The sequence below is a fragment of the Neobacillus niacini genome (genome assembly GCF_046591715.1).
Lineage (GTDB): Bacteria > Bacillota > Bacilli > Bacillales > Cytobacillaceae > Neobacillus > Neobacillus niacini_L.
The window spans coordinates 302,087-319,325 of sequence record NZ_JAWVNQ010000005.1; the positions used below are offsets into that span (position 1 = coordinate 302,087).

At 33.2% G+C, this 17,239-nt stretch carries 14 protein-coding genes; all 14 read left to right on the plus strand.

What is annotated here, in order from left to right; genetic code table 11:
• The first annotated feature begins 95 nt into the window (after positions 1 to 95).
• Positions 96 to 494, plus strand: coding sequence for a glycerol-3-phosphate cytidylyltransferase (tagD, locus tag SFC47_RS15825; RefSeq protein ID WP_411255259.1), 399 nt, complete (start codon positions 96 to 98; stop codon positions 492 to 494).
• A complete protein-coding gene (locus tag SFC47_RS15830; protein ID WP_411255260.1) occupies positions 487 to 1,680 on the plus strand; it encodes a CDP-glycerol glycerophosphotransferase family protein in 1,194 nt (397 codons plus the stop codon). Before tagD ends, SFC47_RS15830 begins: the two co-directional genes overlap by 8 nt.
• A gap of 23 nt (positions 1,681 to 1,703) precedes the next feature.
• Complete coding sequence (locus SFC47_RS15835) at positions 1,704 to 2,510, plus strand: ABC transporter permease (protein ID WP_411255261.1); 807 nt, start codon at positions 1,704 to 1,706, stop codon at positions 2,508 to 2,510.
• A gap of 208 nt (positions 2,511 to 2,718) precedes the next feature.
• Positions 2,719 to 3,438, plus strand: a complete 720-nt coding sequence (locus tag SFC47_RS15840) for an IspD/TarI family cytidylyltransferase (RefSeq protein WP_411255262.1) — start codon at positions 2,719 to 2,721, stop codon at positions 3,436 to 3,438.
• Positions 3,431 to 4,459, plus strand: a complete 1,029-nt coding sequence (locus SFC47_RS15845) for a ribitol-5-phosphate dehydrogenase (RefSeq protein WP_411255263.1) — start codon at positions 3,431 to 3,433, stop codon at positions 4,457 to 4,459. The genes SFC47_RS15840 and SFC47_RS15845 overlap by 8 nt, the downstream gene beginning before the upstream one ends.
• A complete protein-coding gene (locus SFC47_RS15850) occupies positions 4,447 to 5,637 on the plus strand; it encodes a CDP-glycerol glycerophosphotransferase family protein (RefSeq protein WP_411255264.1) in 1,191 nt (396 codons plus the stop codon). Before SFC47_RS15845 ends, SFC47_RS15850 begins: the two co-directional genes overlap by 13 nt.
• Positions 5,638 to 5,860: 223 nt before the next feature.
• On the plus strand, positions 5,861 to 6,133 hold the full coding sequence (locus SFC47_RS15855) for a hypothetical protein (RefSeq protein ID WP_411255265.1): 273 nt from the start codon (positions 5,861 to 5,863) through the stop codon (positions 6,131 to 6,133).
• 244 nt (positions 6,134 to 6,377) lie between these two features.
• Positions 6,378 to 7,973 carry a teichoic acids export ABC transporter ATP-binding subunit TagH gene (gene tagH / locus SFC47_RS15860; RefSeq protein ID WP_411255266.1) on the plus strand — a complete coding sequence of 532 codons (1,596 nt, stop codon included), beginning with the start codon at positions 6,378 to 6,380 and terminating at the stop codon, positions 7,971 to 7,973.
• 499 nt (positions 7,974 to 8,472) lie between these two features.
• Positions 8,473 to 9,501 carry a ribitol-5-phosphate dehydrogenase gene (locus SFC47_RS15865; protein ID WP_411255267.1) on the plus strand — a complete coding sequence of 343 codons (1,029 nt, stop codon included), beginning with the start codon at positions 8,473 to 8,475 and terminating at the stop codon, positions 9,499 to 9,501.
• 157 nt (positions 9,502 to 9,658) lie between these two features.
• Positions 9,659 to 11,299 carry a CDP-glycerol glycerophosphotransferase family protein gene (locus SFC47_RS15870; RefSeq protein WP_411255268.1) on the plus strand — a complete coding sequence of 547 codons (1,641 nt, stop codon included), beginning with the start codon at positions 9,659 to 9,661 and terminating at the stop codon, positions 11,297 to 11,299.
• Between the two features lie 87 nt (positions 11,300 to 11,386).
• Positions 11,387 to 13,420 carry a glycosyltransferase gene (locus SFC47_RS15875; protein ID WP_411255286.1) on the plus strand — a complete coding sequence of 678 codons (2,034 nt, stop codon included), beginning with the start codon at positions 11,387 to 11,389 and terminating at the stop codon, positions 13,418 to 13,420.
• Between the two features lie 97 nt (positions 13,421 to 13,517).
• Complete coding sequence (locus SFC47_RS15880; protein ID WP_411255269.1) at positions 13,518 to 14,609, plus strand: CDP-glycerol glycerophosphotransferase family protein; 1,092 nt, start codon at positions 13,518 to 13,520, stop codon at positions 14,607 to 14,609.
• A 73-nt stretch (positions 14,610 to 14,682) separates the two neighbouring features.
• Complete coding sequence (locus SFC47_RS15885; RefSeq protein ID WP_411255270.1) at positions 14,683 to 16,194, plus strand: glycosyltransferase; 1,512 nt, start codon at positions 14,683 to 14,685, stop codon at positions 16,192 to 16,194.
• Between the two features lie 94 nt (positions 16,195 to 16,288).
• The gene (galU, locus tag SFC47_RS15890) at positions 16,289 to 17,185 is read left to right on the plus strand and encodes a UTP--glucose-1-phosphate uridylyltransferase GalU (RefSeq protein ID WP_411255271.1); all 897 of its coding nucleotides are present in this window, start codon (positions 16,289 to 16,291) and stop codon (positions 17,183 to 17,185) included.
• The last annotated feature ends 54 nt before the right edge of the window (positions 17,186 to 17,239 follow it).

A 17,239-nucleotide genomic window follows, 5' to 3' on the forward strand; every position in this document is an offset into this window, starting at 1 on the left:
TGACATTTCCCTATAAAATACTACAATTTTATACAGGACTAAAGAGTGTTTAATTAGCAAATAATATAAGATATCATTAGAAATGAGTGGGAAGAATGAAGAAGATATTGACATATGGAACATTTGACCTGCTGCATTGCGGGCATATAAACCTCTTGAAGCGAGCTAGAGAATTAGGGGATCATCTGACGGTGGGATTATCAACAGATAATTTCGATATGTTGAAAAACAAAAAATCCTACCATAATTATGAGCATAGGAAGATGATTCTTGAAGCGATACGTTTTGTTGATAAGGTAATACCTGAACATACTTGGGAACAAAAGGTGCATGATGTTCTACAAAATGATATTGATATATTTGTTATGGGGGATGACTGGAAAGGTCATTTTGACTTTTTACAGGAATATTGTCAGGTTATCTATTTTCCAAGAACAGTTGGTGTTTCGACAACCAAAATAAAGAAAGATTTTTCTTCGGCGTTAAATGTTTAAAGAAATTTTCATTTTCTGCTATTTGTTGTCATTTAAAGCTGTATTTAACATATTTAAACTATTCCCCCAGAAAAACAAAATAACACTTGTGGTTTCATTTGAAGAAAACCCAGCTTACGTTTTTCAAGAGCTGCTGAAACGAAAGGTACCCTACGAGATAATCATATTAAGCAAAGAAACCTTCTCTGAAGAATTCGAGAAGGAATTAAAGATGGCAACCATTATCCCATTTGAAACATACAACATTATTCATTGGATACAATCTATTTATCATCTTTCAACATCAAGATGGTTAATCATTGATAATTACTATGGCTTTTTATCTACAGTTCATTTTAAGGAAAATGTAGAATGTATTCAAATTTGGCACGCAGCTGGTGCACTTAAAACCTTTGGATTGCAAGACCATTCTGTCGAGTTTAGAAGCAAGGCTGCTAAAAAAAGATTTAGAAAAGTCTATGAGAAATTTGATAAAGTTGTTGTTGGATCCGAAGTAATGGCAAGTATTTTTATGGACTCGTTTGATTTATCTCCTTCTTCAATATTAAGAACAGGGGTACCTAGGACTGACTTCTTTTTTGAAAAAGAAAACCATGAAACGCTTGTTGTACAGTTCAGAGAACAATTTCCAAAGATAAAAGGAAAAAAGGTCATACTCTATGCTCCAACTTTTCGAGATTCACAATTTGAAGATTATGAAATAAAGCTTGATTTAGACAGAATGTATCAGCAGTTAAACAAAAATCATGTATTATTTATTAAATTGCATCCTGCTGTAAAAGCTAAATATGATTATCAAAAATTATACCCGGACTTTGTTTACGATCTCACTTCTTATAAAAGGATGAATGAGTTTTTAGTTATTACAGACATATTAATAACTGATTACTCATCAACTCCATTTGAATTTGCATTATTAAAGAAACCAATGATTTTTTATACTTATGATTTGGAATTATATAAGAAGGAAAGAGGAGTAATTTCAAACTTTGAGCAAGAAGTTCCAGGTCCTTTAGCATTTGATACAAATGAAGTAATTAAGTTAATTTTAAATTCCAAAACAGATATAAAATTAATTTGTGAATTTTCTCACACTTGGAACAAGTATTCCGATGGGAGTGCTTCAAAAAAGCTGGTGGACTATATTGTGAATAAGGACAAGCGATTAACTAGCCAGGAATTTTAGTGTTTTTTAGAAAGGGCAATATAATGAAATCTTTATTTCAGGTAGTAAAAGAAAATATGACTAATTTGCACCTAATCTTTCGATTATCAATATTTGAGTTAAAAAGCACGAACAGTAATAATTATTTAGGAATGTTATGGGAAGTTATTAATCCGATGATATTAATTAGTATTTATTGGTTTGTGTTTGGTTTTGGGATTAGGGGCGGTGAAGATGTAAATGGAATAGAGTATCTTCCTTGGATGATTTCTGGTATTAGTGTATGGTTTTTTATATCACAATCACTTATTCAAGGATCAAAATCTGTGTATTCAAGAATAAATATCATCTCAAAAATGAACTTCCCTATGAGTGTCATTCCCACCTATGTAATTACTTCTAAGCTTTATCACCATATGGTGCTTGTGGGAATAATAATGTTTATCCTATTGGCATTTGGATATACACCGACTGTGTACTCATTGCAATTGCCTTATTTCATGGCAGCAAATTTAGTTTTACTTGTAACCATTTCGCTAATCACTTCAACGCTAGCGACAATTGTAAGAGACGTTCAAATGATTGTACAAGCTGTAGTAAGAGTACTATTGTACCTAACGCCGATATTATGGACGGTTGAAAAATTACCAGAGTCTATCCGGACAATAATGAAAATAAACCCTTTTTATTATATAGTGGAAGGCTATCGTTCATCCTTACTTGGAACGGACTGGTATTTTCTTACTAACTTCCGATACACAATTTACTTTTGGTGTTTAGTTCTTATCTTACTACTGATGGGTTCAATGCTTCATTTGAAATTTAAAGACCGATTTGTAGATTATTTATAGATGAGTTTTCAACATTCCTTTGATATTTTCTAGAATTGGATGGATTACCAAATTAATTCCAATTGTCTAGAAGCACTAGAAAAATTTTATAGAATGTAGTTTAATAAACAATGTGCTTATGTGATGTGACAAAATAACTATAAATATGACATAAAAATACAAATTTATGATAAATATATAAATAAATATAAAAGGGAGTTGTGTGTTGATGTTATATGCAGAGATTCTTGCTGGAGGAAAAGGAACACGAATGGGGAATGTTAATATGCCTAAACAATTCCTTACGTTAAATAACAAACCTATTATTATTCATACTGTTGAAAAATTCATCTTAAATAATGAGTTTAAAAAAATCCTTATAGTTTCACCTAGAGAGTGGATCAATTACACACAGGATATTATCAAGAAATTTGTTGGCGAAAATGAAAGAATAGTGGTTGTAGAAGGTGGTCGAGATAGAAACGAATCCATTATGAATGGGATCCGTTATATTGAGAGTACCTTTGGTTTATTTGAAGATGATTATATCGTTACCCATGACTCTGTTCGCCCTTTTCTATCACATCGAATAATCAAAGAAAATATTGAGCAGGTAAAGAAATACCATGCTGTTGATACAGCAATTGAAGCAATTGACACGATTATTGAATCCGAGGATGGAGAAACAATTTCTAATATACCTAAAAGAAACCAAATGTATCAAGGGCAAACTCCGCAAAGCTTCCATATTAAAACACTAGTGGATTACTACAATAAATTAACGGACGAGCAAAAGGAAATCCTTACCGATGCATGTAAAATATGTTCTTTATTTGGAGAGAAGGTTAAGATTGTGAAAGGTGAGGTCTTTAATATTAAGGTTACAACACCATATGATTTAAAAGTAGCTAATGCAATCTTAAAGGAGGGAATCTCTACGAATGATTAACCAAGTATATAGATTAGTCTCTGCCCGTAAATTTGAGATTACCTATAAGGATCGCACTATTAATAAAGGAGACCGAGTAGTGGTACGCCCTACACATCTATCTATTTGTGCTGCGGATCAGCGTTACTATACCGGTACCCGCGGTAAGGATGCGATGGCTAAAAAATTACCTATGGCTCTAATACATGAGGGTATCGGGGAAGTTGTATACGACCCAAAAGGGGAGTATAAACCTGGAATGAAAGTGGTTATGGTTCCTAATACTCCAGTTGAAAAAGATGAATATATTGCAGAAAATTATCTCAGCACTAGCAAATTCCGCTCAAGTGGTTTTGACGGTTTTATGCAGGATTACGTATTTTTAAAGAGAGATAGATTCGTAGTGTTACCAGATAATATTAATCCACATGTAGCTGCTTTTACTGAATTGATTACGATTGCCATGCATGCATTGACTAGATTTGAAGTGAAAGCTCATGGACGCCGCCAAACCTTTGGTGTTTGGGGTGACGGAAACTTAGGTTATATCACGGCCTTACTTTTAAAGAAGAAATATAAAGGCTGTAAAGTAATCGTTGCAGGAAAAACACAGTTTAAATTAGATAATTTTTCTTTTGTGGATGAAGTCTATAATATTGATGAAATCCCAGGAGATCTAACATTTGATCATGCGTTTGAGTGTGTAGGCGGCAAAGGAAGTCAATATGCAATTAACCAAATTATTGATCACATTATTCCAGAGGGTACCATTTCCATTCTCGGTGTATCTGAATATCCAGTAGAGTTAAATACTAGAATGATCCTAGAAAAGGGGATTACTGTTATTGGAAGCAGTCGAAGCGGTACAATAGATTTCCAGAATACAGTTGATTTTCTTGCTGCCAATCCGGATGTAGTTGATTATTTAGAAACACTGATTGGATCAGTTAATGAAGTTAATAATATTCAGGATATTTCGGATGCATTTGAAAAGGATTTAAATACTTCTTGGGGGAAAACAATACTAGAATGGAAGATTTAATAGCAATTGGAACCTCATCAATGAAACGAGTGATATCTATTAATACAAATAATTCATCTATTATATTAAAGTATGTTTTAGGTACTCTCTATAAACTTATCACTCTAGTATGCCCTATTAATCAAAAGAAGGTTGTATTTGCTTCATTTCGTTCTAACCAATTAAGTGGAAATTTAGAATATATATACAAAGAGTTGAAAAACACAAATAATGATTTTTCCATGGTTTTCTTATTTGGGAAGTATAAGAAGAAGCCATTAGGACAGCTAAGGTATTATGTACAAATGATTCGTGCTATTCTTCATTTAGCGACTTCCCGCTATTTTTTTATAGATGACTATTACTTGCCGGTTTATTTAGTAGCCCCAAGAAAAGGGACAGAAATTATTCAACTCTGGCATGCAGCTGGTGCTTTTAAAAAATTTGGACATAGTACGGTTGGAAAGCCATTTGGGCCCTCCGTTGAATATATAAAACATATCAACATTCATTCAAATTATAGTAAGGTATTTGTTAGTACGGATGAGGTAATTCCTTTTTATCAGGAGGCGTTTGATATGTCTCCTAAAGACATTTATCCAATGGGACTACCTAGAACAGATTACTTTTTCGAAACACGAAACCATTTTAAAGTTAAAGAGAAATTCTTTAATGAATTCCCAGAATTAAAAACCAAAAAGTTGGTTCTATATGCACCTACTTTTAGGGGAAAAGGTTCAATGGATCATAGCTTAGATTTTAACGTCATGAAAAGGATTCTCGGTGATGATTATGCCCTATTAGTTCATTTGCATCCATATATGAATGAAGATATTGATAATAGTCAAGGATTTGTTTATCACATTAATAATAAATATAGTATTGAAGAAATTTTAATACTATCGGACATGTTAATAACAGACTATTCTTCAATCATTTTTGACTATAGTATTTTATCTCGACCAATAGCTTTTTATGCGAACGATCTGGAGTCATATACAAAAGAGCGGGATTTTTATTATCAATATGAGGATATTGTTCCAGGACCGGTATTTGACAGCTCTGTTGAGATAGCAGAATGGATAAAGAAGGGTGAATTTGACCTTGATTCTATATCACAATTTAGGAAAAGATTTTTGCCAAATTGTGATGGAAATGTTAGTAAAAGAATTGTTAAACAAATCTTATCTTCAAACTAATATTTGGTTATGTATTATTAAAATGGCTAAAAAGCATTTCTCAGAATAGAAATGCTTTTTTTATTTGTTGAAATTTAGCTTGTTTTCGATTAAAATATACCTTTTGTTGTCGGTTTATATCGTAAAACTTTCTTTGTAATCTTGTGATGATAATGGTAAGTTTTAAGTAGTATTTGTTAGTTTTATCAGGTTTTCATGTGACTGCTTAAAAAGGAGGATTAATATGAGAATAAGGGTTGTTAATTCAATTTCTGATACAAACGGGGATCAAATACCACTGGAAATGATAGATAAGGAATATGAGGTTGTTAAACAAGAGGCAAAGGGAGTTTGGGTAACAGAGGGAAAATTAGAAGCATTTGTACATTATGAGGAATTAGAAATTTTAGAATTAAGTGATAGTTTATCTGCAATTCTTGGTCACTATTTAAGAAATATACCAAGAGATAAGTTTCAAGAGGATATGAAGGACTTGGGGTGCAACCATTTACTCTAAGTTTGGTTAGAAGGATGCTGTCGAAAAAGACAGCGTTTTTTTTTAATTTCTTTAAGAGTATTTTGAAATATGGAGCGGAATTAAGGGATATTTTTACAAAATAAATAAGGGTTTGTTTATGTTAAAATGGATGAAATGTGTCGATAGAAAGATACTAGTAATGCTTAGCTTAAACGTCATCAATACTGTGTGGGCTTATTCCTAATTACTACACTAACTATTCATACCTAGATGGGGAGAAAATATGAGCAAATCAGTATTATTTAAAAATGTAACGAAAAAATATAAAATGTACCAAAAGACTTCTGATAAATTGTTGGATCTTGCTTTACCAAGCGGTTATGGTAAGGATTTTTTCGCCCTGCAAAATATTAGCTTTTGGGCTGATAAAGGAGATATTATTGGGATTATTGGCGTTAACGGTGCTGGTAAGTCCACACTGTCGAATTTAATCTCAGGAGTAATCCCACCGACTACTGGCTCTATAAACATAGAGGGAGACGCGGCACTGATTTCAATTGCAGCTGGGTTAAACAATCAATTAACAGGGAGAGAGAATATCGAGTTAAAATGCCTAATGCTGGGATTCTCAAAAAATGATATTCAGAAATTAATGCCTGAAATCATTGAATTTTCTGAGTTAGGCGATTTCATTGACCAGCCAGTAAAGAAGTATTCAAGCGGTATGAAATCAAGATTAGGGTTTGCGATTTCGGTCAATATTGATCCCGATGTATTGGTGATTGATGAGGCTTTATCGGTTGGGGATAAGTTATTTGCCCAAAAGTGCTTAGAGAAGATGAATAGCTTTAAAGAAAAGGGTAAAACCATTTTCTTTATCAGTCATTCTATTGGACAAGTGAAGGAATTTTGTCAAAAGGCGATTTGGCTGGAAGCGGGAGAAATAAAAGCATATGGTCCAATTGAAGAGGTAGTCCCTCAATATGAACAGTTCATAAAAGAATTCAATAAAATGTCAAATGAAGAAAAGAAAAAGTTTGGCCGAAGGATTATGGAAAAGAGAAGTAAGTTACAGCATGAACCGATTCCAACTGATAAGGGTGAGGGACTTTCGAGTAATACGAAGTCAAGAAAAAAGCCTAAACGTAAAGGTTTAAATATCTTTCGATCGTTTTTAATCCTCACACTGCTTGTGGCTTCTAGTGCAACATACTTGAATTGGGACAAGGTATATTCATATCTCCAACCAGAGGAAAAAATGTTGATAAATAACAGTAAGCAAGAGGAGAAAGAAACACCTCCGACTTCAGTGGAAACAATGGAGAATGTTATAAAAGATATCCGTTATGTTAATATAGAAGCTGGATTTGTAAGAGACTCTCCTAATTTATCCTCAAGCTCGAAAATCATGATGGTTTATTTCGGGGATTCAATTAATGTTAAAGAAATGAAAAAGGACCCTGCGAATGATTTCAATTGGCTGAAATTTTCTTTGTCTTCAGGGCAGGATGGTTGGATAAGCGAGAGATTAGTGACACAGATAGAAAGCCCAGATGATGAAGGAGCTCTTATCTCCACTATGGAAGAAATAATTCAACTTGACGGTTCGACAGATTTGATGGGTATTATAGGAAAATCTGAACAAGAGCTATATAACATTGATAAAACCAATATAGAAATTTCATACGATGAAGCCAATGCAGTTGACCAATTTAGCATCATGCTAAACAGTCTCACAAAAGAAGAACTTGTAGGGAGACTTGGAGAGCCATCGTTGCAACAAGGGGAATCCACTTTTTTATACCATGGAAAATCCGTTGACTTAATATTTACAGGCCAAAACAGATTTAACTTAACCGTTAAGAGGATACCTTCATAAAATGAAGTATATATATGCCTGATTTAAGGTTTTTTTGGTCACTATAAGATATTATAGTGACCAAAACTGCGTTTAGGGTCATTAAGCAGTATGCTTCTATACCTGAGTTAAACCAAATAATTCTACTCTTATTTAGAATTGGATGGATTACCAAATTAATTCCAATTGAAAAAGAACACTAGAAAAAAGAGCGAAATTGTAGTTTAATAAGTAATGTACTTATTGAGTACCGACAAATTTTTGACACAATTAGACATTAACTAATTTCCTTTAAAAAAATAATTAGGCATTTTTATTGAATATATACTTTGACGTTCTCATTGCTATTTTTTTCTAGAAATACTTCTTGATGAGAATAAAAGAAAGAATAGAGATTCTATAAGGTGGTCGCAATATTAACGAGTTTATTTGAATGGAATTCGTTACATTGAGACTACCTTTAGTGTGTTTAAAATGATAATAAAGCCGCGTACGTAATTAAAGGAGGGTATCTCATTATATGATAAATCAAGTGTATAGATTAGTTTCCGCTCGTAAGTTTGAAATCACATATAAGGATCGGACAATCAATAAAGGTGATCGTGTAGTGGTTAGACCTACTAATTTATCTATTTGCGCAGCTGACCAACGTTATTATACAGGTACTCGTGGCAAGGAGGCCATGGCTGTAAAATTACCAATGGCATTAATTCACGAAGGGATCGGGGAAGTTGTTTACGACCCGAAAGGTGAATACAAACCTGGTACACGAGTGGTTATGGTGCCCAATACTCCAACTGAAAAAGACGAATACATTTCAGAGAACTATTTAAGAACTAGTAAGTTTCGTTCTAGTGGTTTTGATGGTTTTATGCAAGATTATGTATTTTTAAAGAGAGATAGATTTGTAGTGCTGCCAGAGCATATTAATCAACATGTTGCTGCATTCACGGAGCTCATAACTATCGCCATGCATGCTATGACTAGATTCGAAGTGAAATCACATGGCCGCCGTCAAACCTTTGGTGTTTGGGGAGATGGAAACTTAGGATATATTACTGCTTTACTCTTGAAAAAGAAATATAAAGGCTGTAAGGTTATCGTTGCAGGGAAAACACCTTTTAAATTGGATAACTTTTCATTTGCAGATGAAATCTATAACATTAATGATATTCCAGAAGATGTAAAGTTTGACCATGCGTTTGAGTGTGTAGGTGGAAGAGGAAGTCAAGATGCGATTAATCAAATTATTGATCATATTATTCCCGAAGGGTCCATTTCTATACTAGGTGTATCTGAATATCCAGTTGAACTGAATACTAGAATGATTCTTGAAAAGGGAATTACCCTTATTGGAAGCAGTCGAAGTGGTACTGAGGATTTCCAAAACACAGTTGATTTTCTTGCAGCAAATCAAGATGTTGTTGATTATTTAGAAACATTAATTGGAAATGTTCACGAAATCAATACAATACAAGATATATCTGATGCTTTTGAAAAGGATTTAACATCCTCTTGGGGTAAGACAATACTAGAATGGAAGATTTAGTGCAGCATATGGTACGTCCCCGATATGGGAATATGTTGGGGGTCCAATGTGAATAATTTAACATATCAACGACTTTAAAGGAGCCTTATTATTTTGGTTGAGGTACTCCTTTTTTATTGGCAAATATCCATTTTGAACAAATTAAAGGAGGAGAAGAATGGAAGCTATAAACACAGTTAATTCTTTTTCAGCTAGTATTCATAATATTGAATGGGAAAGAGTTAAGTTAAAGATAGATGGACTGATTGAAGGTAGTATTAGTGATCATTATGACTTTTATTATAAAAATAAGGAAACAAACGAGTTAATCCCCATTAAAAATGTTAAGCGTGAAGGCCACTCTTTTAGCTTAACAATAAACGTATCAACCTTGTATAAAAATGACCGTATTCCCGATGGAAAATGGGATTTAATCATGGTGGATTCAAATAATACTGAGAAGAAGGTAAAAGTAGCTAGAAACTTGATCTATAAGGGAAAAAAGGTTTTTGATAAGCAATTCTCAAAGGACTTTAAAAGCGGTCCAAAACGTATATACCAAGTGCACCTTGAAGCAGGGAAGAAGGATAATAGCTTGTATCTTGATGTATTCTTTGAGCATCCTGCTCCTAAGATACCGAAAAAACCATCGCTCAAGAAAAGACTTTCTATGTATAAAATGGGAATGTTTGATTTGATATTTAATCTTGCTAATAAATTCGTCAAAAAGAATGGGAAACGAGTATTATTTACCTCCGCCTCTCGTTCCGAAATCGGCGGGAATTTGGGAGCGGTGCATGACCGGATGATAGAACGTGGATTAGATAAGGAATATAAACTTTATCAAGTTTTTAAATCTAATATTCATGCTCGAAGCAGCTTTTTGGATAAGTTTAAATTACCATTTTATCTAGGCATTGCTGATTATATATTTATTGAAGATTTCCAGCCTATGGTAAATAAATTGAAATATGATCCTAGAACTGAAGTAGTTCAATTATGGCACGCAAATGGGGCTTTTAAAACATTTGGTTACAGTAGATTAGGGAAACCAGCTTCACCTGTTATTGATGGAATGAATCATCGTATATATACAAAAGCAATCACAAGTTCAAAGCATGTTATTCCTTATTATGCTGAAGCCTTTGCAATTGACGAAAGTAAAGTATTAGCAACAGGTATACCAAAAACAGATATCTTTTTTGATGAAGAGTATAGAAGAAAAACAACCGAAAAACTAGAAAGCCTTTATCCGCAGATAAAGACAGCAGACAAAGTGATTTTATTTGGACCAACGTTCAGAGGAGGCGGCCCAAAAACTGCTTATTATCCGATGAATAAGCTGGACTTTAAGGCTTTGGCAGAATATTGTAAAGCACATAATGCGATTGCCATATTTAAAATGCACTTCTTAGTCAAAAATAAGTTGGAGATTCCTGCAGAGTACTCAGATATTTTCATCGATGCAACTGATTATCGGGAAATTAACGATATTCTATTTATTGCAGATGTGCTCATTACAGATTATTCATCAACAGTTTACGAATATTCACTTCTGAATAAACCGATGTTGTTTTACGCCTTTGACTTAGAGGAGTACATTTCAGCAAGAGATTTTTACGATAAATTTGAGGACTTTGTACCAGGAAAGATTGTAAGAACTTTTAACGAACTAATAAATTCATTAGAAACAGAAGAGTATGAATTTGAAAAAGTTGAGTTATTTAGAAAGAAGAACTTTGAGTTTCTTGAAGGCGGGGCATCTGACCGAGTAATTGATTGGATCATTTTAAAGAAACCTCAAAATACAGAAATCTAAGCATAATTGACCTGGGGACTTAGAAGAAGTTCCCAGTTTAATGTAGATGCAGCTAATCAATCTATTAATGAAGGTGGAGATGAATTGATGAATGAAATTCATCAGCCTATAGGGCAGTATATTTTAACAGGATTAAAACTGGATAATTTGGTAGAAGTTCAAATGAAAAGAGCGATAATATTAAAGAAAAATGAAAATGCGATAACTAGAATCGCCTTACTTAATTATGATCGTAATCTCGAAAAGTCAATCGAATCCTTGGAAGAAACATGGCAGACCGATTTAAAAGACAGTATTGTCAATATGTATGACTTCTTAAGGAAATTCTACGGGAGAAATGATCAAAAGGAAAATGTTGCAAAGCATCAGCCAATTGAAGAGTTTGGTTTGACTTACTATATAAAAAACGGTGGAGAAGAAGCAGAGGAAACCACCTATTTGTATTTTAAAGAAGGGTTCCTTGTTAAAGAAAAGACTTTTGATAAAGATAATCTATTACTGTCGATTCGTCACTATGATAAAAATGAAAAATTGGTTAAAGTGGATGAATATGATCATTTGGGCTATTTAATTAGGACTTCCGTAATCGAGAAAAAAGAAGTTGCCTATGAATATTTCTATAGACAAGACGGCAGCACTTTCCTCATAAAGAAGAAGGGTAAGGATTCAAAGAAAAAAGTTAAAACGGTCAAAATCCGCTTGTTTGATGAAAAAGAACAAAGAGTGTATGAGTTTAAAAATGAAAAACAGCTATGGAATCACTTTTTAAGTATATTAATCGGTGATATACCTACATTACTAATTGCTGATCAAATTAAACAATACCAGTTGGTTCAAAATTACCCTAACAGCGCTTATAAGGCATATTTTATTCATAATACGGATAAAGCATATAATGAAGATGCTTATAAAGTAATTGGGATGAATTGGGAAGAAAAACCAGAACAATTAAGTATACCGGATGCGATTATCTTTTCGACAGAATTGCAAAAGAACGAGGTCATTAACCATTTCGGACTGCGCAATAATCTCTTTAATGTTCCTATGTTGCTTAATGAAACAGGAATGACAGTAATTGATAATAAGGTTGAAAGCAGTAATCAACTAGTAACGACACTAGGGAATAAAGATGAAGTTGAGTTAGACATGCTGATTCGTTCGGTAAGATTATTAGCTGATAAGCAACCAAACATTGTATTAAACATATACGGGTTAAGTGAAATAAAGGAGAACATTGCTCAATTGATTGAAGCATTAAACTTAAGAGAGAATATCTTTATTCACTCGGAGGAAGAAGTTGATTTGGACAAAGCATACCAAAATGCAGTCGGGTCAATTTTTATTAAACAAACACCAGATATGAACTCAGAGATCATTCGAAGTCTGCGCAATGGCTGTCCTGTCATTACATATGACTTTAACTATGAGATTAAAGAAATAATCTCTGATGGGAATAATGGCTTTGTATTAGCAAGTGGTTCTGTGGTTAGTTTAAGTGAGGGCATTTTCCAGCTCATCAGTCATCCTGATATTGAAATAATGAAGGAAATGTCGATCTTAACCACCCAAAAGTATACTGAACAGACCTTTTTGGATTCATTCAGGTCTGTTGTCACTCAAATCGTAAGCAATAAGGTGAATAAAAATCAACTTACTGATATTAAGGTAATCTTAACTGACTGCAAATGGAATGAAGAGAAAAAATTAATCCTTGGTACTCATGTAGAACTTTTCGGGGAAGCTGCGAATGGTACAACACCAAAGCTTTATTTAAGGCTAGACAATCGTGGTACTGAAGAGAAAATTGAAATAGATGGTTCGATAACCTCAATTGACGAATTAAATTATCGTTTTGAAGCTATAATTGATTTCCCATATTTAGATCTCCCACAGAATAACTGGGATTTGGTATTATGTCTCGAATGGGAAAATGCCTATTTTAAAAAGAGAGTTGGGCATTTTAGAAATGATATTACTATGGGGCTAACCATAGTGAATAACAGAACTATTACACCTTATTTTACAAAGGCTGGCAGTAATTTAAGCTTTAAAGTTGGTAAATATCTAACAGATCCAGAGGAAATTGCAAAAATTGAAAGTGATGCTCAACCAATTAGTTAAACTCCAATTTATAGGAGATTTTTGAATGCCAACACTAATTAAAACAAAATTGAGTGTATTTCTCTATAGAGGAATGCGCTCAATTGGCTTTCGTTTATTGTATAAATTATTTAATTTTTTAAGTATTAGGAAGACCCAAATTCTCTTTGCATCCGATAGTCACTCAACTTTGGATGGGAACTTTAAGTTTATCTATTCTGAAATAAAGCGGCAGAATCTTAAAGTGGATTGTAAATTTATCCTGAAAGATAGTATTAATCAAAAGAAAACGATTAAAGAAATTTTTCTGCTCGCATATTATATGGCAACTTCAAGATTCATTCTAATTGATGACTTCTATCCAATGGTGTATCCTTTGAAAATTAGAAAAGGTGCTGATTTAATTCAAGTATGGCATGCTGTGGGAGCATTTAAAAAGTTTGGATTTAGCAGAGGAAAGCTCCCAGGAAGCACAATACATTCAGCTTTATACCATAAGAATTACACTAAGGTGATCGTAAGTTCAAAAAACGTGGTAGAGCATTATGCAGAGGGATTTGGAGTTAGCAGTGACAAAGTTATACCCATTGGTGTTCCTAGGACAGATGTATTCTATGATCAGATGTTCAAACAAACAACAGCCAAAGATCTGTACAAAAGATTCTCCATCCCAAAGGATAAAAAGGTAATCCTTTTTGCTCCCACATTCAGAGGTGAAGGGCAAAGTACAGCTTATTACCCATTTGAAAAGTTAAACTTTCACTTATTATATGAAAAGTTAAAGGATGACTATATTTTTTTAATCAAGATGCACCCGTTTGTGAAAGAAAAAGTGGAAATACCATTAAAATACAAAGGGTTCTTTTTAGATGTTACAACTTACCCTGAAATTAATGAATTGCTTTTTATTACCGATTTGTTAATAACAGACTATTCTTCCGTCTGTTTTGAATTTGCTCTATTTAACAAACCAATGTTGTTCTTTGCTTTTGATTTGGAGGAGTATAAAAATGAAAGGGATTTTTACTATGATTACAATTCCTTCATCCCTGGAAAACTAGTTAGAAACTCTAAAGAAATCGTTGAGTGTATTAATACGGAATTATTTTTAATGGAAAAAATTAAACCATTTGTTGATTACTTCTATGACTATAAGGACGGAAACTCAAGCGAAAGATTTGTTGAAGAGGTAATAAAAAAATATATATGAAGAAAACTAAAGATATGTAAGTTACCCTCACTTATTCAAAAGAATGAGGGATATTCCCAGTAGGAGAGTACATATGAAAATTTCAATAGCTGTCCCAGTTTACAATAGAGAAGAACAAATCAGAATATGTTTAGACACATTAGTTAATCAAACAATGGATAACAACGACTATGAAATCATTTGTGTTAATGACATGTCCAAAGATAAGAGCTTGGATATTTTGGAAGAATATAAAGAGAAGTATTCAAATATCAGAATAATAAATAGGGAATATAATTCCGGAGGTGCGAGTCAGCCTAGAAATGATGCAATAAATGTTGCTCAAGGAAAGTATATTTTCTTTGTAGATTCTGATGACTACATAGGTGAAGAATCACTTGATAGAATGTACAAATTTGCTGAAGAAAGTAACTCGGACGTCTTAGTTGTTAAGTATGCAAGTGTAAATGGACGTGGAGTTTCTAAATCAATGTTTAAAAATGGCAACATTGCAAAAGCCGATATATTAAAGAATAATTTAATTCATACTCTCAAGCCTCAAAAAATGTTTAGACTGGATTTCTTAAAGGAAAACAAAATCTTTTTTCCAATCGAAATTAAAGTAAAAGAAGATCAAGTATTTATGCTGCAATCTTATACTTTGGCTGGCGTTATTTCAATATTGTCTGATTATGATTACTACTACTTAGTTGAACATGAAGGTGATCATTTAGGCAGAGCATCCGTTTCTTTGCAGCTAGAATTAACGAGAATCGCTAAAGTAATGGAAGCAATAGATAAAGGTATTTCTGATAAAAAGTATAAGTTGAAATTAATGGCAGCATTTTTAAATAAACTTTTTGGTACGGAATTTGTTAAGGATTTTTATGAGAAAAAAAATTGGAAACATCAGAAAAAACAAGAGTGGGTAACTATGTTTGGCCAATATCTTAATGACTTCGTTAGTGAAGAAGTAGACGAACTGATGGAGGACAAATATAAATATAAAATTAAATATATTAGGGAAAATGATTTGGACAAACTAATAAAAGTAGGTAAATTTGAAAAAAGCATCTCAATGAAAGATGTAGTAAATATTGTTGATGGAAAGATTTATGCGAACTATATCCATGAGGATAAGTATCGAACATTTTCTGAGAATATTATCGTAAATCACCTGAACGAAACCAACCATTACGTAGAGAATATAGAATATCATAGTGAAGGCTTTAGGATCATTGGCCAATTTTGCCATAGTCTATTGCAGAGCACCGAGCAAGAGCTTGAGTTGGTATTAGAAACCAGAAATAAAACAAAAAGGATAACTTTTAGGAATAACGAAAGTGATGTATACTCAATGTTTGATTTCAAAATTAATTACAAGGACTTTATATTTAGTGGGAATGATGCAGTGGTATGGGATGTATTTATAATTTCTAAATACGATGGGAATTATGAAGTAATAAACCGTATCGGAGCAAATAAAAATGAGAATATTATTGACACAGTAGAAATAACCACTATTAATTCCTTTGGACAAGTGTTTGAGGTTAAACCATATTTCACCACACCACACGGAAACCTATCATTTGATGTGAAATTATAGAATTCTTTGTGGCAAAGTCTTTTTTGCTAATTATATTTGTATTTGTAATTCATTTATTATAGAGACCGTGATATCGATATTTGGAGGGAATATTTTGAAAAAAGTTAAAAAGGCAATCATCCCGGCTGCTGGTTTAGGTACTCGTTTTCTTCCTGCCACTAAAGCAATGCCAAAGGAAATGCTGCCCATAGTTGATAAGCCAACCATTCAATATATTGTTGAGGAGGCAATCGCCTCAGGTATTGAAGATATTATTATTGTAACAGGGAAAGGGAAGCGTGCAATTGAGGATCACTTCGATTTTGCACCTGAACTTGAAAAAACTCTTGTGGAAAAAGGTAAGCTTGATTTGCTTAGTAAAGTTCAGTATTCAACAAATTTGGTTGACGTGCATTATATCCGACAAAAGGAGCCTAAAGGTCTGGGGCATGCTATATGGTGTGCACGAAACTTTATTGGGGATGAACCATTTGCCGTATTATTAGGGGATGACATTGTTCAAAGTGAAACACCATGCCTTAGACAATTAATTGATCAATATGAGCAGACTTATTCTTCTATTATCGGTGTGCAGCAGGTACCAGATAGTGAAACTCATCGATATGGAATTATAGATCCACTGACACAACAGGGTAGAAGGTATCAAGTAAGTAACTTTGTTGAAAAGCCAGAAAAAGGAAAGGCGCCATCCAATCTTGCGATAATGGGCAGATATGTATTATCTCCTGAAATATTCATGTTTTTAGAAAAGCAACAAACTGGTGCTGGTGGGGAAATACAATTAACGGATGCTATTCAAAAGTTGAATGAAATTCAAAGGGTTTTTGCATACGATTTTGAAGGCACAAGGTATGATGTAGGGGAGAAATTGGGGTTTGTAAAAACAACAATAGAATTTGCCCTTCAAAATAAAGAAATAAATGAAGAACTATATAGTTACCTGGAAATGCTTATGGATAAGAAGAAGGTAGAGGAAACAGTAAAGCTATAACAAGAAAGTAATGATATAGATGTAAATCAAAAAAAGAGCAGTCCTTTGGACTGC